General features: G+C 69.9%; 16 protein-coding genes. 1 reads left to right on the top strand and 15 read right to left on the bottom strand.

Annotated features, from left to right (window positions below; all coding sequences use genetic code 11):
- Positions 1 to 27: 27 nt before the first annotated feature.
- Entirely contained in the window at positions 28 to 789 is a 762-nt protein-coding gene (locus tag AC1DVZ_RS14145) for an alpha/beta hydrolase family protein (protein ID WP_477618836.1), read from the bottom strand.
- 90 nt (positions 790 to 879) lie between these two features.
- Here AC1DVZ_RS14145 and AC1DVZ_RS14140 point away from each other — a divergent pair, with 90 nt between their 5' ends.
- Positions 880 to 1,251: a DUF805 domain-containing protein gene (locus AC1DVZ_RS14140; RefSeq protein WP_477618835.1), complete on the top strand. Its 372-nt coding sequence runs from the start codon at positions 880 to 882 to the stop codon at positions 1,249 to 1,251.
- A gap of 55 nt (positions 1,252 to 1,306) precedes the next feature.
- Here AC1DVZ_RS14140 and AC1DVZ_RS14135 read toward each other — a convergent pair whose 3' ends face one another.
- The 14 genes from AC1DVZ_RS14135 to ftsZ form a co-directional block, all read right to left on the bottom strand.
- Complete coding sequence (locus AC1DVZ_RS14135; RefSeq protein ID WP_477618834.1) at positions 1,307 to 2,113, bottom strand: hypothetical protein; 807 nt, start codon at positions 2,111 to 2,113, stop codon at positions 1,307 to 1,309.
- 77 nt (positions 2,114 to 2,190) lie between these two features.
- Positions 2,191 to 2,415 carry a hypothetical protein gene (locus tag AC1DVZ_RS14130; protein ID WP_477618833.1) on the bottom strand — a complete coding sequence of 75 codons (225 nt, stop codon included), beginning with the start codon at positions 2,413 to 2,415 and terminating at the stop codon, positions 2,191 to 2,193.
- A gap of 215 nt (positions 2,416 to 2,630) precedes the next feature.
- A complete protein-coding gene (locus AC1DVZ_RS14125; protein ID WP_477618832.1) occupies positions 2,631 to 4,805 on the bottom strand; it encodes an ATP-binding SpoIIE family protein phosphatase in 2,175 nt (724 codons plus the stop codon).
- A gap of 71 nt (positions 4,806 to 4,876) precedes the next feature.
- Complete coding sequence (locus AC1DVZ_RS14120) at positions 4,877 to 7,036, bottom strand: S9 family peptidase (protein WP_477618839.1); 2,160 nt, start codon at positions 7,034 to 7,036, stop codon at positions 4,877 to 4,879.
- A 28-nt stretch (positions 7,037 to 7,064) separates the two neighbouring features.
- On the bottom strand, positions 7,065 to 10,679 hold the full coding sequence (gene dnaE, locus AC1DVZ_RS14115; RefSeq protein ID WP_477618831.1) for a DNA polymerase III subunit alpha: 3,615 nt from the start codon (positions 10,677 to 10,679) through the stop codon (positions 7,065 to 7,067).
- A 167-nt stretch (positions 10,680 to 10,846) separates the two neighbouring features.
- On the bottom strand, positions 10,847 to 11,770 hold the full coding sequence (locus AC1DVZ_RS14110; RefSeq protein WP_477618830.1) for an RluA family pseudouridine synthase: 924 nt from the start codon (positions 11,768 to 11,770) through the stop codon (positions 10,847 to 10,849).
- On the bottom strand, positions 11,767 to 12,345 hold the full coding sequence (locus AC1DVZ_RS14105; protein WP_477618829.1) for a signal peptidase II: 579 nt from the start codon (positions 12,343 to 12,345) through the stop codon (positions 11,767 to 11,769). The genes AC1DVZ_RS14110 and AC1DVZ_RS14105 overlap by 4 nt, the downstream gene beginning before the upstream one ends.
- On the bottom strand, positions 12,318 to 13,199 hold the full coding sequence (locus tag AC1DVZ_RS14100) for a TraR/DksA family transcriptional regulator (RefSeq protein ID WP_477618828.1): 882 nt from the start codon (positions 13,197 to 13,199) through the stop codon (positions 12,318 to 12,320). Before AC1DVZ_RS14100 ends, AC1DVZ_RS14105 begins: the two co-directional genes overlap by 28 nt.
- Before the next feature lie 211 nt (positions 13,200 to 13,410).
- Positions 13,411 to 14,688 carry a DivIVA domain-containing protein gene (locus tag AC1DVZ_RS14095; protein ID WP_477618827.1) on the bottom strand — a complete coding sequence of 426 codons (1,278 nt, stop codon included), beginning with the start codon at positions 14,686 to 14,688 and terminating at the stop codon, positions 13,411 to 13,413.
- Between the two features lie 117 nt (positions 14,689 to 14,805).
- Positions 14,806 to 15,093 (bottom strand): YggT family protein, encoded by a 288-nt coding sequence (locus AC1DVZ_RS14090; RefSeq protein WP_477618826.1) that lies wholly within the window; start codon positions 15,091 to 15,093, stop codon positions 14,806 to 14,808.
- A gap of 42 nt (positions 15,094 to 15,135) precedes the next feature.
- Entirely contained in the window at positions 15,136 to 15,615 is a 480-nt protein-coding gene (locus AC1DVZ_RS14085; RefSeq protein WP_477618825.1) for a cell division protein SepF, read from the bottom strand.
- A gap of 83 nt (positions 15,616 to 15,698) precedes the next feature.
- On the bottom strand, positions 15,699 to 16,406 hold the full coding sequence (locus AC1DVZ_RS14080; RefSeq protein WP_477618824.1) for a YggS family pyridoxal phosphate-dependent enzyme: 708 nt from the start codon (positions 16,404 to 16,406) through the stop codon (positions 15,699 to 15,701).
- Complete coding sequence (gene pgeF / locus AC1DVZ_RS14075; protein ID WP_477618823.1) at positions 16,403 to 17,128, bottom strand: peptidoglycan editing factor PgeF; 726 nt, start codon at positions 17,126 to 17,128, stop codon at positions 16,403 to 16,405. The genes AC1DVZ_RS14080 and pgeF overlap by 4 nt, the downstream gene beginning before the upstream one ends.
- 68 nt (positions 17,129 to 17,196) lie before the next feature.
- Entirely contained in the window at positions 17,197 to 18,432 is a 1,236-nt protein-coding gene (ftsZ, locus tag AC1DVZ_RS14070) for a cell division protein FtsZ (protein WP_477618822.1), read from the bottom strand.
- Positions 18,433 to 18,661 lie beyond the last annotated feature (229 nt).

Here is an 18,661-nt window from a genome sequence, read left to right as displayed (position 1 = left end):
GACTCGCTGGTGTCGTCGACGCCGTCGTCACCGCTCCACGAGGTAGGGGTCCGCCCACGCGCTGATGATGCGGGCCGCCCGCTTGGCCTGGTTCCTGCCGGTGAGCAGGTGGTCGGCCCCCTCGAGTGACACGAAGCTGCGCGGGTGCCGAGCGGCCCGGAAGATCTCGCTCGCGTTTGCGATGCCCACCGTGTTGTCGGTCGGAGAGTGCATCACCAGCAGCGCCCTACGCAGGGTGCGGATCTGCTCGTGCAGGTCCACCGCGCGCACGTCCTCGATGAAGTGGCGGCGCAGGACGAGCGCCTTGCCACCGATCAGGAACGGAGCCTCCCCGTCGGCAAGGATGCGTTCCACGAGCGCGTCATAGTTGTGCTCCACGTGCCCTGGCTCGTACGGCGCCCCGATGCTCGCCACGGCGCGCACGGACTCGAGGTGGTGGGCGGCCGCGATCACCGCCGCGCCTCCGAAGGAGTGCCCTACGAGCAGCCTCACCAGGCGCCCGGAGTCGTTCATGAACCGCACGGCCTGGGCGGTGTCCGCGACCTTGTGCGAGAACGACCCGTCGCCCCAGTCCCCCTCGGACTCGCCGAGCCCGAGGTTGTCGAAGCGCAGCATCCCGATGCCCTCGTGGGCCAGCTGCTTGCAGATCCGGTTCGCGGCGGGGCTGTTCTTGCCCAGGGTGAAGCCGTGGGAGAAGACACCCCAGCCCCGCACGTGTCCCTCGGGCTGGTCGATGACGCCGGCGAGTCGCGGTCCGCTCGTACTGGGAAACCACACCGACTCAGGCACGGCGCCCATCCTCTCAAACCGCTGAGGGACGGCGTCGGGCTGCACGAGGCGTGAGAACATCGACGGGCCACCCACGCACGAAGGGGTCACATGACGTTCGCACAGGCCATCAGCAGCGTCCTGCGGCAGTACGCGACGTTCACCGGTCGGGCGCGACGTTCCGAGCTGTGGTGGTTCGTGCTCTTCACGGCCCTCGTCTCGGCCGCCATGCAGGTGCTGGACAACGCACTCTTCGGCAGTCTCGGCTCTGATGTGGCGGGCGGGCCGCTTCGGACCCTCGTCGGGATCGCCCTGCTCGTGCCGACGCTGGCGGTCGGCGCACGGCGCCTGCACGACACGGACCGCAGCGGCTGGTGGCAGCTCATCGCCCTTGCGCCGGTCGCCGGCATCATCGTCCTGGCCGTGCTGTGGGTGGTCGACTCCAGCCCCGGCGCGAACCGGTTCGGCGCGTCGGCGACGTAGCCGGCCTGACTGCTCTGGGCAGCTCGGCGGGCAAGGTCCGATGTCGCGGGTGGGGTCAGAACCCGCCCATGTCGCCGCCACCACCGAAGTCGCCGCCACCGAAGCCACCGGAGTCGAAGCCACCGGAGTCGAAGCCGCCGGAGTCGAACCCGCCCGAGCCGTAGTCGTCGCCGGCGACACCCGCGTCGCCGCCGGGGTCCCCTGCAGCGTCTCCCCCGGCGCCGTCTTCCCCACCGGTGTCAGCTCCCGACCCGTCCGAGCCGTCCGAGCCGTCCGAGCCGTCCGACCCGCTGGTGGTGTCTGCTGCCTCGGCCGCCTCCGGCGAGGAGTCGTAGCCGTCGAACAGCGCGTCGGCGATCGCCGACCCGATGACCACACCGGCGATCGTGCCCATCATCGAACCCATGATGCTGCCGCCCATCCCCGGGCCGCCCAGCCCGCCACCGAACCGGCCCCGGCTGAAGGTCTGCTCGAGGTAGCCCGGTTGCCGCAGCTCGGCCCGCGTGGCGGCCCGCGCCATCGACTGCGGGTCTGAGGTGGGGGCGGATTCACCGGCAGGCAGACCGGACGACAGCTCGGCCAGCACCTGCTCACGCTGCTGGGGCGTCAGTCGGGCGAAGGCCTCTGCGTGCACCTGCTCCAGCGACTCCGGTGGCGCGGTCCGAAGCAGGTACCGGTACCGCGCGATCGCCTGCTCGTCGGTTGCGCCCGCGGCGCCTCTCTGGCCGGCGTTGCCCTGGGTGCCGCCGGCTGCGGCGGGTGCGCCCTGCCCAGGTGCCGGTCGGGCAGGCGGCGCCGACCCGGCATACCCGCCCTGGGTCTGGAGCGGCTCGCGGCCGAGCAGTCGATCGAGGAAACCCATGGCGCTCTCCACTTCGGAGGTGGGCGCTTGGTCGCCCACGGTGCCACCACCCTGCAACGCGAGGGGCGGCAGCGCAATCAGGAGGTCAGCGGGCTGATGCGTCCCTCGTAGGCCGTGCGTGTGCGACCCGCAGGCGCTGCCGGCGCGCCGACGCCACGAGGCAGGTCCAGAACAGAGCCGCTCGAGGCGCCCACACCGTCACGCCGGTCGAGGGACGAGACGTCCTCGTCCCTGAGCGGGACGAACCGTTCGAGCAGCCGTTGCCACATATCCATCGACCCTTCGCCGTTCCGGAGGAGCACTCATCGGGGCAATCCTTCTGAGGCGCAGCATGAACGATGCCGCAGGCCAGGTGTTGGCGGCGCGCCGGACCGGGCCCTGTCGTTCGTTGGTCAACGAGGGCTGGCCGAACGGACGATCGGTCACTCCACACCACATCCGGACGAGTCCGACGGTGCTCCACCGAGTCGTGCGACGGCTCACCCGGTCGGTGAGGAGCGGCTCGCGGGTGCGCGGGTCAGCCGGCCCAACCCTGAGCGGTGGGCTGCGCCCCGAGCAGCTCGACGGCCACCTCGAACCAGACGGTGGAGCCTGCCGACGTGCGATGGGCTCCGAACGAGTCGGCGATGGCGCGCACGAGTGACAGTCCACGACCGCGGACGGCCATGGGCTCCGCGCCAGTCAGGAGTGGCTCGCCCCTGTTGCCGCTGTCGGCGACCGTCACCGCGAGGATGCCGGTGTCGAGGTCCATGGTGAGGTGCGACTCGGTTCCGGCGTGCAGCACGGCGTTGGTGATGAGCTCGGAGATCCCCGTGACGATGGTGTGCTGGTCACCGTCACCAACGTTCCAGTCGGTGAGCTGCTCGCGAGCCCAGTCACGGGCTGCACGCACCGACTCCGGCATGGGTGGCACCACGATCGCGGCCCGCCGGTGACCCTCGGGTGAGCGCCCGATGGCCAGCACCGCGCAGTCGTCCTCCTGACCGGAGGTCTGCAGCATCGAGTCCATGACGTGCTGCGCCACACTGCGCGGACTGCCCGGCGGCAGGTCGGCGAGCACCTCCAGCAGCCTGGCCTCGCCCTCGTCGAAGGCCTCGCCCCGACGCTCGAGCAACCCGTCGGTGAAGCCGACCAGCATGTCGCCGACCCCGAGGGTGAGGTGGTGGGCCGGTCTGACTCCCTCGATGCCCAGCGGTGGACCAACCGGCATCGTCACCAGCTCACCCCGCGCCCGGCCATCGGCCCTGGAGGCCTGGCCGAAGAGCAGCGCCGGGAGCGGGTGCCCAGCGCTGGCCAGCACCACGTCGCCCGTCTCGGGATCCACTGTGCCGTACAGCATCGTCACGAACAGCTCGCCGCCGAAGGCCATCCCGGGTCGTGCCCGGGGTGAACCGAGCGGCATCGACGCGGGCCACAGGGCATCCAGGTCCCAGACCACCCGGTCCAGTGCGTTCATGACCGAGGCAGGGTCGCTGTTGGTCAGCGCCGCACCCCGCACGGCGGCACGGACCTGACCCATCACCGTCGCCGCCATGACTCCGCGACCGACGACGTCTCCGATGACCACCGCCAGCCGGCCGTCCGGGAGGAAGAACGAGTCGTAGAAGTCTCCCCCTGCCACCGTCCCCTCCGACACCGGTTCGTACCGAGCGGCGATGCTGATCGCATCGGACTGCGGGAGGTTGGGTGGCAGCAGGGTGCGTTGGAGCAGCTCGGCGGTGGTGCGTTCGGCGTCGTAGACGACGGCCCGGCCCAGGGCGTCGCCCACGAGCTCACGGAACGGCGCCAGCACCGCCACGACGTCGTGCGGCACCGGGACGGCCTGGCGCTGGATGACGAGCGCGGCCTGCCCCCTCCCTGCCCAGAACGGGACGGCCACGATCTCACCGTTGTCGGACAGGTAGGGCTCGCCCCGCGCGATCGACTGGGCGATGACCGACGCCATGTCCTCCCCGAGCTCGGACCAGATCAGGGGCAACCGCTCCTCGTCGGGCGAGAGCTGCTCGATCCGGTGTCGTCGCGCCATCCGCCACGAGGCCGGGCCCGGTGACGGCAGGCAGATCGACACCGAGAGTCCGTCGAAGGCCACCATCGCCTGGCGCAGGACCACCTTGCACACGTCGTCGACGGTGACTGCGACGGCGAGCTGGGCAGCCAGCTTCGCGACGGCGCGGGCTCTCCCGATGGCACTGGTGGTCTCGACGATGACGTGCAGCACGGCCAGCACGCTCCCGTCGTCGGCCCGGACCGGCGATCCGCTCCTCAGGTAGTACCCGACGTCGGTCCCGTCCTCCAGCCCGTCCGGGAGGCCCTTGCCCCCGCCGTCGTCCGACGCCCGCCCGCGGTCGAGCCGCAGCTCGGTGCCCTCGTCGAGGAAGGCCTCTGCCTCGGAGTACGCGCGCTCCAGGAGTGGACCGACCTTGGGGTCGTTCCAGACCTCGGCCACCACCGTGCGCGCGGACTGGCCGAAAGCCGACGGGTGCTTGCTGCCCAGCAGGTCGCGGAAGGCGTCGTTGTAGAGCATGGTGAGCTCGGCTCCACACAGGAGCGCAACCGGCAGGGGACACTCCAGAGCGATCTCCCAGGCAGCTTCGAGCTGTGCGGGCCACTGCGACCGGGGCCCGAGCGGCGTCGCGGCCCAGTCGCTGTGGGCAGCGAGACGTCGCGCCTCCTGCGTTCCGCCCTCACCCACGCATTCCGCCTCTGTCCGACGTCGACCGCTCTATCCGAAAGGGTATTGCCCCTGCGCGACCTGAGACACGATCACTCGCCACTCAATCGGGAGTTCCTCGTGACGGCGCCCACCTGGTCGATGAGGAAGGCCCACTCCCACGCCACCTGCCGCCACGCGTCGTAGCGCCCACTCTTGCCACCGTGGCCCGCCACCATCTCGGTGCGCAGCAGGACGGGACGGTCGGCCGGGTCACTGGTCGTCTCCTCCCGCAGGCGGGCAACCCACTTCGCCGGTTCGGTGAAGAACACCCGCGTGTCGTTGAGCGACGTGGTGGCAAGCACCGCCGGGTATGCCGCGTGGTGGACGTTCTCGTACGGCGAGTAGGACTTCATGTAGCCGTACACCTCGGGGTCCGTCAAGGGGTTGCCCCACTCCTCCCACTCCACCACGGTCAGCGGCAGCGAGGGGTCGAGGATCGTGGTGAGGGCGTCGACGAAGGGCACCGCGGCGTGCACGGCGCGGAACCGTGTCGGCGCAAGGTTGAGCGCCGCGCCGATGAGCAGACCCCCAGCCGAACCGCCTTCTGCCACCAGCCGATCCGGCGCGACCCACCCGCTCGCGACGAGGTGCTCCGCCGAGCTGACGAAGTCGGTGAAGGTGTTCTTCTTGGTCGCCAGCTTGCCGTCGTCGTACCACGCCCGACCGAGCTCGCCGCCCCCGCGAACGTGGGCGATGGCGTAGACGAAGCCGCGTTCGAGCAGCGACAGCCTGGCCACCGAGAAGTAGGGGTCGGACGAGATCTCGTACGACCCGTAGGCGGTGAGCAGCCCCGGGTGGGTGCCGTCGGGATGGGCGCCGGCGGGGTAGACCAACGACAGCGGCACCTTGGTGCCGTCGGCTGCGGTCGCCCACTCGCGCCGCTGCTCGTACTGCGTGGGGTCGTAGTCGCCGAGCACGGGCTGTCGCTTGAGCAGCTGGAACTCGCGGCTCACGACGTCGTAGTCGTAGACGGTCTTGGGCGTCACCATCGACTCGAAGACCACCTGCAGCCGGGTCGTGGCACTCTCGGGGTTGTCGCCGAGCCCGACGGAGTAGACCGGCTCGTGGAACTCCAGGTCGTGGTGGCCGGCGAAGCCCGATGCCTGGGCCGGGTCGCGGTCGAGGACCCGCAGGGCGGTCAGCCCGTCCCTGCGCAGCGACAGCACGGCCACCTCGTCGAACGCGTCGATGCCCTGGAACCGCTCGCCTCGCCCTGCGCGCATCAGGGTCTRCCACTGGTCGGCCGACGTGGCGTCCAGCGGCGCCCACGCCAGGTCGGAGTCGATCGAGTCCGCGTTGTGCACGATGAGGAGGCGGTMTCCGGCGGGTTCCACGTCGTACTCGACGCCCTCGCGCCGGGGCGCGACGACCCTGAACTCACCCGTCGGGTCGCCGGCGTCGAGGATCCGGACCTCCGACGTCGTCTTCGAACCCAGGCCGATCATCAACCAGCGGTCGTCCCGGGAGGACCCCACCCCCATCCAGAACCGCTCGTCCTCCTCGTGGTGGACGAGGACGTCATCGGTGGCGGGGGTGCCGACCTGGTGTCGCCAGACCTGGTGGGGGCGCCAGGTGTCGTCGACCCGCGTGTAGAAGAGGTGCTGGCCGTCCAGCGAGAACACGCACCCGTAACCCACCTCGTCGACCGCGGTGTCGATGACGTCGCCCGTGCGAAGGTCCTTGACCCGCAAGGCGAACCGTTCGTCGCCCTCGGTGTCCACGGCATACGCGAGGCGTTGGTGGTCGGGGCTCACGGTCAGCGCCCCGAGCGCGAAGAAGTCATGCCCCGCGGCCTCGGCGTTCGCGTCGAGCAGGACCTGTTCGCCCTCGACCTCGGACCCGGGCTCAGGCATCGGCCGCGGCACGCCCTCGACGCGGGGCGCACGGCACTCGACGGCGTACTGGGAGCCCTCGAAGCTGCGGGAGTAGTACCACCAGGGGCCGCTCGCCACAGGGACCGAGAGGTCGGTCTCCTGGGTGCGGGAGCGGATCTCCTCGAAGATCGCGTCGCGCAGCGGCTGGAGGTCGGCCGTCACTGCCTCGGCGTAGTCGTTCTCCGCCTCCAGGTGCGCGCGCACCGCCGGGTCTTCCTTGTCACGCAGCCACTCGTAGCGGTCGACGACGACGTCCCCGTGGTGTTCCCGCGTGCTCTCGCGCTGCGCGGCCCGTGGTGGGGTCGGCGCAGCGATGGGCGGGCTTGCCTCAGGCATGGTCACGCTCGCACCCTATGTGGTGGCCTCAGCCGGCCAGGCAGCGCGGGCCGAGGATCACCTTGAGATCGCCGAAGAGCGCCTCCGTGGCGTTGACGCGGTACGAGTCCTCGAGCCTCATCAGGACCGAGCGGCCCGGCTGGCTCAGCCGGACGTGCACCTCGGTGGAGCCGGGATGCGACGACAGCACCGACTTGAGCTCCTCGACCTTGGTCTGGGTGGCCCGGTTGGTGTCGATGGTGACGACGACGGGGCCACGCGGCCCCTCGGAGATGTCGGGCAGCGTCAGGTCGGAGGCGAAGATGGTCGGGGTGTCGTCGCGACGGTTGACCCGGCCCTTGACGACGACGACGGCGTCGTGGGTGAGGGCGTGCTGCACCGTGAGGTAGGCGCTGGGGAAGAAGAGGCACTCGATCGCGCCCTCGAGGTCCTCGACCGTGACGATCGCCCACAGGTCGCCCTTCTTGGTGCGCTTGACCTGCAGCCCGGTGATCAGGCCGGCGATGGTGACGTTGGCGCCCTCGGGCTTGCCGTCCTCGCCCATCAGGCTCGCGATGGAGGTGTCGGCGTGCGAGCTGAGCACGTGCTCGATGCCGAACAGCGGGTGGTCGGACACGTAGAGACCCAGCATCTCGCGCTCGAACTGCAGCAGGGTCTTCTTGTCCCACTCGACGCTGGGAATGGTCGGCAGCACGGAGAAGTCGACGGACTCCCCTGCCGCGTCGTCGCCGAAGGACCCGAACAGCGAGTCCTGGCCGATCGCCTCCTGGCGCTTGATGTCGACGAAGTTGTCGACGAAGTCCTCGTGCACGCGGTAGAGGCCCTGGCGCGACTCCTGCAGTCCGTCGAAGGCGCCGGCCTTGATCAGTGACTCGATGGTGCGCTTGTTGCAGACCACGGCAGGGCACTTGGACAGGAAGTCCTTGAACGAGGTGAAGGCGCCCTTCTCCTCGCGCGCGGCCACGATGGCCTCGACGACGTTGTGCCCGACGTTGCGGATCGCCTGCATCCCGAACCGGATGTCGGTGCCCACCGCGGCGAACCGCGCCACCGAGTCGTTGACGTCGGGGGGCAGCACCTTGATGCCCATCCGCCGGCACTCGCCGAGGTAGAGCGCGGACTTGTCCTTGTCGTCGCCGACGCTGGTGAGCAGGGCAGCCATGTACTCGGCCGGGTAGTTGGCCTTGAGGTAGCCGGTCCAGTAGGACACCAGCCCGTAGGCCGCGGTGTGCGCCTTGTTGAAGGCGTAGTCCGAGAACGGCACCAGGACGCCCCACAGGGCCGCGATCGAGGCCTCGTTGAAACCCTTGGCCTTCATGCCCTGGGAGAAGGGGACGTACTCGGCGTCGAGGACCTCCTTCTTCTTCTTGCCCATGGCACGCCGCAGCAGGTCGGCGTTGCCGAGGGTGTAGCCCGCGAGCTTCTGGGCGATCTCCATGACCTGCTCCTGGTAGATGACCAGGCCGTAGGTGGTGCCGAGGATCGGGAGGAGGGCGTCGACCATCTCCTGCTGGAGCTTGCCTGCCAGCTGCGGGTCGAGCGGCGTCAGCTCCTGCTTGCCGTTCTTGCGCAGGGCGAAGTTGGTGTGGGCGTTGACCCCCATGGGACCGGGTCGGTAGAGCGCCAGGGCCGCCGAGATGTCCTCGAAGTTGTCGGGCTGCATCAGCTTGAGCAGCGTGCGCATGCCGCCGCCGTCGAGCTGGAACACCCCGAGGGTGTCACCGCGCGAGAGGAGGTCGAAGGTGGGCTGGTCGGTCATGTCCTTCGACAGCGCGTCGAGGTCGATGTCCTCGCCACGGTTGGCCGCCACGTTGTCGATGGCGTCGTCGAGGATGGTGAGGTTGCGCAGGCCCAGGAAGTCCATCTTGACCAGCCCGAGCGCCTCACAGCTCGGGTAGTCGAACTGGGTGATGACCTGGCCGTCCTGCAGCCGTCGCATGATCGGGATGACGTCGATGAGCGGCTCGCTCGACATGATCACCCCGGCCGCGTGGACGCCCCACTGCCGCTTGAGCCCCTCGAGTCCGAGCGCGGTGTCGACGATCTCCTTGAAGTGCGGCTCGGTGTCGACCAGCGTCCGGAAGTCGCCGCCCTCGTTGTAGCGCTTGTGGTCCTTGTTGTAGATCTCGGCCAGCGGCACGCCCTTGCCCATGACGTCCGGTGGCATCGCCTTGGTGAGCTGCTCCCCCACCACGAACGGGTGACCCATCACGCGGGCGGCGTCCTTGACGGCCTGCTTGGCCTTGATGGTGCCGTACGTGACGATCTGGGCGACGCGGTCGGCGCCGTACTTGTCGGTGACGTACTTGATGACCTCGCCGCGTCGGCGCTCGTCGAAGTCGACGTCGAAGTCGGGCAGCGAGGGTCGCTCCGGGTTGAGGAACCGTTCGAAGATCAGGCCGTGCGGGACCGGGTCGAGGTCGGTGATCTTCATGGCGTAGGCGCACATCGAGCCCGCACCGGAGCCACGACCGGGACCGACCCGGATGCGGTTCTGCTTGGCCCAGTTGATGAAGTCGGCGACGACGAGGAAGTAGCCGGCGTAGCCCTTGGACACGATGACGTCGGTCTCGAAGGCGGCCTGCGTGGTGGCGTACTCGGGGATGCCCGTGGGGAATCGCTCGACGAGCCCCTTCTGGACCTCCTTGATGAACCACGACTCCTCGTTCTCCCCTGGGGGACAAGGGAACCGGGGCATGTAGCGGCCCTCGTCCTCGGTGAACGAGATGTCGCACATCTCGGCGATGAGCAGGGTGTTGTCGCAGGCCTCGGGCAGCTCGCGCCAGGTGTGCCGCATCTCGGCCGGGCTCTTGAGGTAGAAGTCGTCGGCGTCGAACTTGAACCGGTTGGGGTCCATCAGGGTCGAGCCGGACTGCACGCACAGTAGCGCGGAGTGCGCCTTGGCGTCCTCGCGTGTCGTGTAGTGCAGGTCGTTGGTCGCGACCAGGGGCAGGCCGAGCTCGCGGGCCAGGCGCAGGAGGTCCTTCTGCACCCGCCGCTCGATGTCGAGGCCGTGGTCCATCAGCTCGGCGAAGTAGTAGTCCTGGCCGAAGATGTCGCGGAAGTCCGATGCAGCCTGCAGCGCCTCGCGGTACTGGCCGAGGCGCAGCCGGGTCTGCACCTCGCCCGACGGGCAGCCGGTCGTCGCGATGAGCCCCTGGCCGTACTGGCCGAGCAGCTCGCGGTCGATGCGCGGCCACTTGGCGTAGACCTGGTCGAGGCTGGCCTGGGAGTCGAGCCGGAACAGGTTGTGCAGACCGTTGTTGTTGCGGGCCAGCAGCGTCATGTGGGTGTAGGCGCCCGAACCGGACACGTCGTCGCCCGACTGGTGGTCCTCTCCCCACTTCACGCGGGTCTTGTCGGTGCGGTGGGTGCCCGGCGTGACGTAGGCCTCGACGCCGATGATCGGCTTGACGCCCGTCCCCTGGGCCTTCTTCCAGAACTCGTAGGCGCCGAAGACGTAGCCGTGGTCGGTGGTGGCCAGGGCCGGCATCCCCATCTCGGCCGCCTTGGTGAACAGGTCACCGATCCGCGCCGCGCCGTCGAGCATGGAGTACTCGGTGTGCACGTGGAGGTGGACGAACGAGTCGCTGCTGTTCGAGCTGGTGCTGGAGGAGGCGCGGGAGCCGGGCTGGGAGGACATCGAGACGATCCTAAGCCTCCCCACCGACTGCCCCTCGGCGTGTCGGGGCCCCGTGTCGCGGCGGGTTCCCGACGCCCTCCCCCACCACGCTCAGGTATGCCGCGGAGCCGGCGCCCACGCGCCTGCTGGGACCCGCACGGCATACCTCATCGGCTCGGGGTGGTGCCTCAGACCCGGTCGAGCGCCTGGGCCAGGTCGGGCGGGTACGGGCTCTCGTAGGTGACGTACTTGCCGGTGCCGGGGTGGTCGAAGCCCAGACCCACGGCGTGCAGCCACTGCCGCTCGAGGCCGAGGCGGGCCGCCAGCTTGGGGTCCGCGCCGTAGGTCAGGTCGCCCGCGCAGGGATGGTGCAGCGCCGAGAAGTGCACCCGGATCTGGTGGGTGCGCCCGGTCTCGAGGTGGATGTCGAGCAGCGAGACGGCCCGGAACGCCTCGATGACCTCGTAGTGCGTGACGCTGGCCTTGCCCTTCTCCATCACGGCGAACTTGTAGTCGTGGTTCGGGTGCCGGCCGATCGGTGCGTCGATGGTGCCGACCACCGGGTCGGGGAGACCCTGGACGAGGGCGTGGTACTTCTTGTCGACGCTGCGGCTGCGGAAGGCCTGCTTGAGGACGCTGTAGGCGTACTCCGACTTGGCGACGACCATCAGTCCGCTGGTCCCGACGTCGAGCCGCGAGACGATCCCCTGCCGCTCGCTCGCCCCACTCGTGGCGATGCGGTAGCCGGCCGCGGCGAGGCCGCCCACGACGGTGGGGCCGGTCCAGCCCACGCTGGGGTGGGCCGCCACCCCCACCGGCTTGTCGACCACGACGAGGTCGTCGTCGTCGTGGATGATGCCCATCCCGGGCACCGGCTCGGCGATCACCTTGAGCGTCGGGCTCTGCTCGCTGGCCGGCAGGGTCACCTCGAGGAGGTCGCCGGCGCTCACGCGGTCGGACTTGCCCGCCTGCTTGTGGTTGATCTGGACCTCACCCGCCGAGGCGAGGTCGGCCGCCTTGGTGCGCGAGACCCCGAAGAGCCGGGCCAGGGCGGCGTCGACGCGCTCCCCCTCGAGGCCGTCGGGGACGAAAAGGGTTCTGGCGTCGGTCATTCTGCGGCCTCGTGTCGTCCGTGGTGGGGGCGTTTGCCGTCGACGCCGATGCCGCGCAGGGCCAGCAGCCCGATGGCTGCGGCGGCGCCGACGATGGCGATGTCGGCGACGTTGCCGATGAACAGTCCGAAGTAGTCGATGAAGTCCACGACGTGTCCCCGACCGGGGCCCGGCTCGCGCACCATCCGGTCGGTGAGGTTGCCGAGCGATCCGCCCAGCAGCAGCCCCAGCGCCCAGGCCCAGCCGCGACTGCCGATGCGGCGCGCGGTGCGGATGATGACGACCAGCACGGCGAACGCGATCAGGGTGAGCACCCAGGTGGCGCCGTTGCCGATGGAGAACGCGGCGCCCGCGTTGCGGATCAGGTTGAGCCGGATGAACTCCCCGACGACGTTGACGGGCGCTCCCGGGTCCAGGTGGTCCAGGGCCCAGGCCTTGGTTGCCTGGTCGGCGAGGTAGGCCGTGAGGGCCGCCGCGGCCATGAGGCCGAAGAGGCCGCGGCGCTCTGGTGTGGGTCTGGTGGTGGAGGGGGACTCGTCGGCCGCGATCAGCGGCGCTCCTGCTTCGTCTTGCATGTCACGCATAGGGTCGCACGAGGAGCGGCCTGAAGGCGAAGTTTGCCGATCGGGTTGCCGCAGGACTCGCAGATTCCGTAGCTGCCGTTGTCGAGTCGCTCGATCGCGTGGAGGTTCTGGTCGAGCATCTCGCGGGCGTTGTTGGCCAGCGAGATCTCCTGCTCGCGCTCGAAGGTCTTGGCTCCGGCATCCGCCTGGTCGTCACCGGCGCCGTCGCCGGCATCCCGCATCAGCCCCACCAGGTCGGCCTCGGCGACGGTGATCTCCTGGCGCAGGTGCGCGACGTCGCCCTCGATCGCGGTGCGGATCTCGCGCAGCTCCTTGGCTGTCCACGGGGACTCGTCGTCGCGGACCCGCAAGGACCGGGGGGCGGTCCTGGTGGCGGCGCTGGTCTTCTTCGCGGGCGCGGCGCTGGTCTTCTTCGCGGGCGCGGCCTTCTTGGCGGGCGCAGCGCTGGTCTTCTTCGCGGGCGCGGCCTTCTTGGCGGGCGCGGCCTTCTTGGCGGGCGCCGCGCTGGTCTTCTTCGCGGGCGCGGCCTTCTTGGCTGGCGCGGCGCTGGTCTTCTTGGCCGGCGCGGCGCTGGTCTTCTTGGCCGGCGCGGCGCTGGCCTTCGTGGCGGGCGCGGCCTTCTTGGCCGGGGCGGCGCTGGTCTTCTTCGCGGGCGCGGCCTTCTTGGCGGGCGCGGCCTTCTTGGCCGGGGCGGCGCTGGCCTTCTTCGCGGGCGCGGTCTTCTTCGCGGGCGCGGCGCTGGCCTTCTTCGCCGAGGTGGTCTTCTTGGCAGGGGCGGTCTTGGTCGCGCTGGAAGCCTTGCTCGCCGATGCGGACTTCGTCGCCGCTCTCGCCTTTTGAACCATGGTGTGCCAGGCCCCTCGGTCGCATGGCGCTCCTAGACGAGCGCGCACAGGTGCGGTGAGGATAAGCGCTGGGCGCTGCGGACTCAACGGCAAAACGCGGTCGGAGCCAAAACCGTTGGAACGCGGGCCCTCGGAACGCCAGGGAGCGCCCACCGCGATGCGGTGGGCGCTCCCTTCGTGCACTGATGCCCGTGGCCGGACGCAGGGTCTCCTACTGGTTGTCGGAGTTGCCCTCGTCCTGCGCCTGGTCCTCGTCGTCGCCGGCCTCTGCAGGCTCCACACCGATGTGGTCGAGGTCGGCGAGCTGCTCCTCGATGTAGTTCTTCAGTCGCGCACGGTAGTCGCGCTCGAAGGTCCGCAGCTCGTCGATCTTCTTCTCGAGCATGCTGCGCTCACGACCGAGCTCCTCGAGGATCTGCGCCTTCTTCTGCTGGGCCTCGTGGACCATGCCGGTCGAGCGCTCGCGGGCCTCCGTGATCATCTGCTCGTGCTTGGAGGTCGCATCGCTGACGAGCTCGTCGTGCCGGGCCTGCGCCGTCGCGAGGAGCTCGTCGTGGCGGGACTGACCGACGGACATCAGCTCGTCGTGCTTGCTCTGGCCCACCGTGAGCAGCTCGTCGTACTTGCTCTGGCCGTCACCCACGAGCTCGTCGTGCCGTGCCTGTGCCTCGGAGATCAAGCGGTCCCTGGTGGACTCGCCCTGCCCGACGTGCTCGTCGTGCAGTCGCTGAGCCATCTCCAGCAGTGCTGCGGCGCTGGCGCCACCAGCTGCGGCCCCGGCACCCACTGCCGCGGCGTTGTTGCCTTGTTCCGCTGCGACGATGGGCGCCGCCTGGGCGGCCTGCGCCGCCTGCGCCGCTTCGACTCGTGCGGCTTCGAGGGCCTTGGTCTGCTCGGCGTTGGCGCGCTTGAGCTCCTCGGCCTGCTGCTGGGCCTCCTCTGCCTGCTGCTGCGCCTCGGCGGCACGCTGCTCGGCCTGCGCCGCGCGCTGCTCCGCCTCCTTGGCGCGGGCCTCGACGGCCTGCGCGCGCTCCTGGGCACCCTTCTCGGTGTCCGAGATCCGACCCTGGGCGGCCTGCTCGGCCTCCTCGGCGCGTGCCTGCGCCGTCTTCTCGGCCTCCTCGGCGCGAGCGACGGCTGCCGCCACCCGCTCCTGGGCTGCCTTCTCGGCCTCGTCGGCCTTGGCCGCGATGGCGGCCAGGCGCTCCTCGGCCTCGCGGGTGGCCTTCGCCTCCGCCTCCTGGGCGGCCTTGGCGTCCGCTGCCTTGGCGGCCGCGGCGTTGGGGTCGGCCTTGGCGACGACCGGCATGCCCTTGGTCTGCCGGCACTCGTTCAGCTGGTCACGGAGGTCATCCCCCTCCTTGACGATGCGACGCATCTCGGCGACCACCTCGTCGAGGAAGTCGTCGACCTCGCGTTCGTCGTAGCCACGCCGGAACTGCGTCGGCGTGAAGTTCTTGTTGAGGACGTCCTCAGGCGTGAGCGTCATGTAGTCACCTCGGTTGGCTGGCATGAGCAGTGCAGGTAAAGCATCCCAGAGAATGGGTCACGCGCCAGCCTAGAGGATGCGGCGCCGACCGGATGAGGCTCGTCGGAAAGTGTCCGGCTAGAGCAGGCTCAGCGCCAGGCTGGTCAGCAGCATCAGGACCAGGAACGCCAGGTCGAGGCGCAGGGTGCCCAGCGTCAGCGGGGGGATCACCTTGCGCAACGCCTTCAGAGGCGGGTCGGTGATCGTGTACACGAACTCCGCGACGACGAGGATCGCGCCACGCGGGCGCCAGTCGCGTGCGAAGGCCTGCACCCAGTCCAGGACCAGCCGTCCCAGCAGGATGACGAAGAAGAGGAAGACGACGAACCGAAGGGCGCTCGCGACGATGTTCTGACCCAGCAGCATGGGCTCACCCTGCCATGGGAAGCGTGGCGTGGGCTGTGTGGGTCAGCTCTGGTTGAACAGGCCGCGGGTCGCGGTGGGGGCTGCGGGGCCCTCCTCGGCCGAGACCTCGACGTGTGCCGGGGACAGCAGGAACACCTTGGAGGTGACCCTCTCGATCTGCCCGTGCAGGCCGAAGACCAGGCCGGCAGCGAAGTCGACCAGGCGCTTGGCGTCCGAGTCGTCCATGTCCGAGAGGTTCATGATGACCGGCGTGCCGTCGCGGAAGCTCTCGCCGATGTTCTTGGCCTCGTTGTAGGTGCGCGGGTGGATCGTGGTGATGCGGTTCAGCGCACCCACCTCGACGTCACGGACGACCCTGGCCACGGGCGTGCGCTGCGGCAGCGGGGTGACGGCGGCCGAACGCTCGGCCGGTGCCTCCTGGCGGGCGGGCTCGTCGTAGTCGTACTCGTCGTAACCGTCGTAGCGCTCGTCATCTTCGGCGAGCCCGAGGTACACCATCGTCTTGCGCAGCGCCCCAGCCATGTGCGAGCTCCCTTTGGGTTCAGTGCCTACTGTCCGTTCACGATCACGCCTGGTCCACGTCATCGCCGTCTTCGGGACTGAAGTTACCGGTGTGACTGCCGAGAACCGAGGATTGCGCTCCCGACACGCAGGTGTGTCGCTCCGTGCGCCACGGCAGCCTCGAGGTCCCCGCTCATCCCCGCGGAGATCCAGGTCGCCCCCCGATGAGCCTGTTGTATGCCGTGTGCCACCGTCCGCAGGCGGGCGAAGGCCGCCCCGGGGTCGGCCCCGAGCGGCGCGACCGCCATCACCCCGCGCAGGTCGAGGTGGTCGCACCCAGCCACCTGGTCAGCCAGCGCCTCCGCGGACTGCGGCTCGACACCGCCCCGGTCGGGCGGGTCGTCGAGGGAGACCTGGACCAGGACAGCGGGACGGACTCCGTGGGCGGCGGCCGCGCGATCGAGGGCTGCGACGAGCTTGGGACGGTCGACAGACTGCACGACGTCGGCATAGGACACGACCGACCCTGCTTTGTTGGTCTGGAGCTGACCGATGAAGTGGACCTGCACGTCCTGCCGCCGGGCCAGCTCGGACACCTTGACCGAGGCTTCCTGGTCGCGGTTCTCCCCGATCGCGCCGATGCCGAGTTCCACGAGGAGCTCGATGTCGCTGGCGGGGAAGAACTTGGTCACCGCGATCAGCTGGACGTCCGACGGATCCCGTCCCGCCTGGGCACACGCCGCATCGATGCGCTCGCGGACCCGGGCAAGGTTGTCGGCGAGCTCGGCGCGACGCGCCGCCCCGTTGCTCACGCGACCCCGGCCACGACGACCCCGGCACAGCGACCGGTGCGCCCGTCCCTGCGGTAGGAGAACAGCCGCTGGTCCTCGCGGGCACACCCCGGGACCCACTGCACCCCGACGCCGTTGGCCACCAGCTGGGCGACGACCCCCGTCGCGACATCGATGGCCGGAGTGCCGGACCACGACCGCGCGGACGACTCGGGTGCCACGTCCGCCGCGGCCACGCGCATCTGCTCCGGCACCTCGTAGCACCGGCCGCAGACCGACGGTCCGACCACGGCGCTGATGTCGCGGGCACCGAGGTCGCGCATCTGACGCACCGCGGACTCGACGATGCGGGACATCATCCCGGGCCGACCGGCATGCACGGCTCCCACGACGCCGGCAGCAGGGTCGGCCAGCAGGACCGGGGTGCAGTCGGCCACGAGGACCGCGAGGGCCAGCCCAGGGGTGGCGGTGACCAGGCCATCCGCCGGCGGCGGGCCCTCGGAACCCCACTCCCGGTCGACGACGATGACCTCGTTTCCATGGCACTGCTGCATGAACAACAGGTGATCGCGTTGTACCCCAACGGATTTCGCGACCCGAGAACGGTTCTCCTCGACGGCCACGACGTCGTCCCCCACGTGCCCACCCAGGTTGAGCGAGTCGAACTCGCCGCCGCTGACGCCGCCCTCGCGGTCGGTGAAGCCCCATTGGACGGGACCGGTGTGCGCGCGCCAGTAGTACACCGCCCCAACCTACGACAGGGGCGCCGGAGTCGTCCGGCGCCCCTGTCGGCGTGGTCTCAGCGTGTTGCTTACTTCAGGAAGTCGGGCACGTCCAGGTCGTCGCCCTCGTCGAAGGTGACGGTCCGCGGCGGGCGACCTGCGGGCTCGCGCTGTGCCGCAGGCTCGACCGGCGCTGCCTCCGAGGTCTGCACCGGGGCGTCGCGCGACGGGGCCGGCGGCGCGGAGGGCTCGAACCTCGGCGCCTCGGCAGCCGGAGCAGCCGCGGCGGCTGGTGATGCCTGGGTCGGCTGCTGCTGCGCCGGGCGCGAGGAGCCCTGGATCTGTCCGATCGCGCGGTCGTTCTCGCGCTTGAGGGGGGCGCCGCCGTCAAAGCCTGCGGCGATCACGGTGACCCGGACCTCGTCGCCGAGGGCGTCGTCGATGACGGCGCCGAAGATGATGTTGGCCTCGGGGTGGGCCGCTTCCTGCACCAGCCGCGCGGCCTCGTTGATCTCGAAGAGACCGAGGTCGCTGCCGCCCTGGATGGACAGGAGCACGCCGTGTGCCCCGTCGATGCTGGCCTCGAGCAGGGGGCTGGAGATGGCGAGCTCGGCGGCCTGGACCGCCCTGTCGTCGCCCCGCGAGGAGCCGATGCCCATGAGGGCCGAGCCCGCGCCCTGCATGACGGACTTGACGTCGGCGAAGTCGAGGTTGATCAGTCCCGGCGTCGTGATCAGGTCGGTGATGCCCTGGACACCGGACAGCAGCACCTGGTCGGCCGAGCGGAAGGCGTCGAGCATGCTGACGGTGCGGTCGCTGATCGACAGCAGCCGGTCGTTGGGGATGACGATCAGCGTGTCGACCTCTTCGCGCAGGTTGGCGATGCCGGTCTCCGCCTGGTTGGCGCGACGACGTCCCTCGAACGTGAACGGGCGCGTCACCACACCGATGGTCAGGGCACCGAGCCCCCTGGCGATCTTGGCGACCACCGGCGCTCCACCGGTGCCGGTGCCACCACCCTCACCCGCGGTGACGAAGACCATGTCGGCACCCTTGAGGACCTCCTCGATCTCCTCCGCGTGGTCCTCGGCGGCCTTCTTGCCGACCTCGGGGTCGGCGCCGGCACCGAGGCCCCGCGTGAGCTCGCGGCCGATGTCGAGCTTGACGTCCGCGTCGCTCATCAGCAGCGCCTGCGCATCAGTGTTGACGGCGATGAACTCGACGCCCTTGAGGCCGACCTCGATCATGCGGTTGATGGCGTTGACGCCACCTCCGCCGATGCCGACGACCTTGATGACGGCCAGGTAGTTCTGTGGTGCTGCCACGGCGTGGGCCTTCCTGAATGCGGTGCTCGGTGGTGGTCGTCGCTCGGTGCTGACGAGTCCGTGGTGGTGCTCGTCGACCGATCGCAGTACCTCAACGTCACGTTGAGGGTTACCCTCATCGACGTCCAGATGCCTACGTTTCGGTGTCGCCGACGCTATGCGTCACATGGGTCGCAGGCAACCTGATCGACCGCGTGTCGCAGCACAGATTCACCCGATTCAGCAGTTT

The organism is Pedococcus sp. P2_E5, assembly GCF_056403895.1.
This window is presented reverse-complemented; position numbering and strand designations above follow the sequence as displayed.

Excerpts from the sequence above, each read along its gene's own strand:
- AC1DVZ_RS14140 (WP_477618835.1), top strand. The coding sequence starts at position 880 with ATGACGTTCGCACAGGCCATCAGCAGCGTCCTGCGGCAGTACGCGACG.
- AC1DVZ_RS14135 (WP_477618834.1), bottom strand. The coding sequence starts at position 2,113 with ATGGGTTTCCTCGATCGACTGCTCGGCCGCGAGCCGCTCCAGACCCAG.
- dnaE (WP_477618831.1), bottom strand. The coding sequence starts at position 10,679 with ATGTCCTCCCAGCCCGGCTCCCGCGCCTCCTCCAGCACCAGCTCGAAC.
- AC1DVZ_RS14110 (WP_477618830.1), bottom strand. The coding sequence starts at position 11,770 with ATGACCGACGCCAGAACCCTTTTCGTCCCCGACGGCCTCGAGGGGGAG.
- AC1DVZ_RS14105 (WP_477618829.1), bottom strand. The coding sequence starts at position 12,345 with ATGCAAGACGAAGCAGGAGCGCCGCTGATCGCGGCCGACGAGTCCCCC.
- AC1DVZ_RS14100 (WP_477618828.1), bottom strand. The coding sequence starts at position 13,199 with ATGGTTCAAAAGGCGAGAGCGGCGACGAAGTCCGCATCGGCGAGCAAG.
- AC1DVZ_RS14095 (WP_477618827.1), bottom strand. The coding sequence starts at position 14,688 with ATGACGCTCACGCCTGAGGACGTCCTCAACAAGAACTTCACGCCGACG.
- AC1DVZ_RS14090 (WP_477618826.1), bottom strand. The coding sequence starts at position 15,093 with ATGCTGCTGGGTCAGAACATCGTCGCGAGCGCCCTTCGGTTCGTCGTC.
- AC1DVZ_RS14085 (WP_477618825.1), bottom strand. The coding sequence starts at position 15,615 with ATGGCTGGGGCGCTGCGCAAGACGATGGTGTACCTCGGGCTCGCCGAA.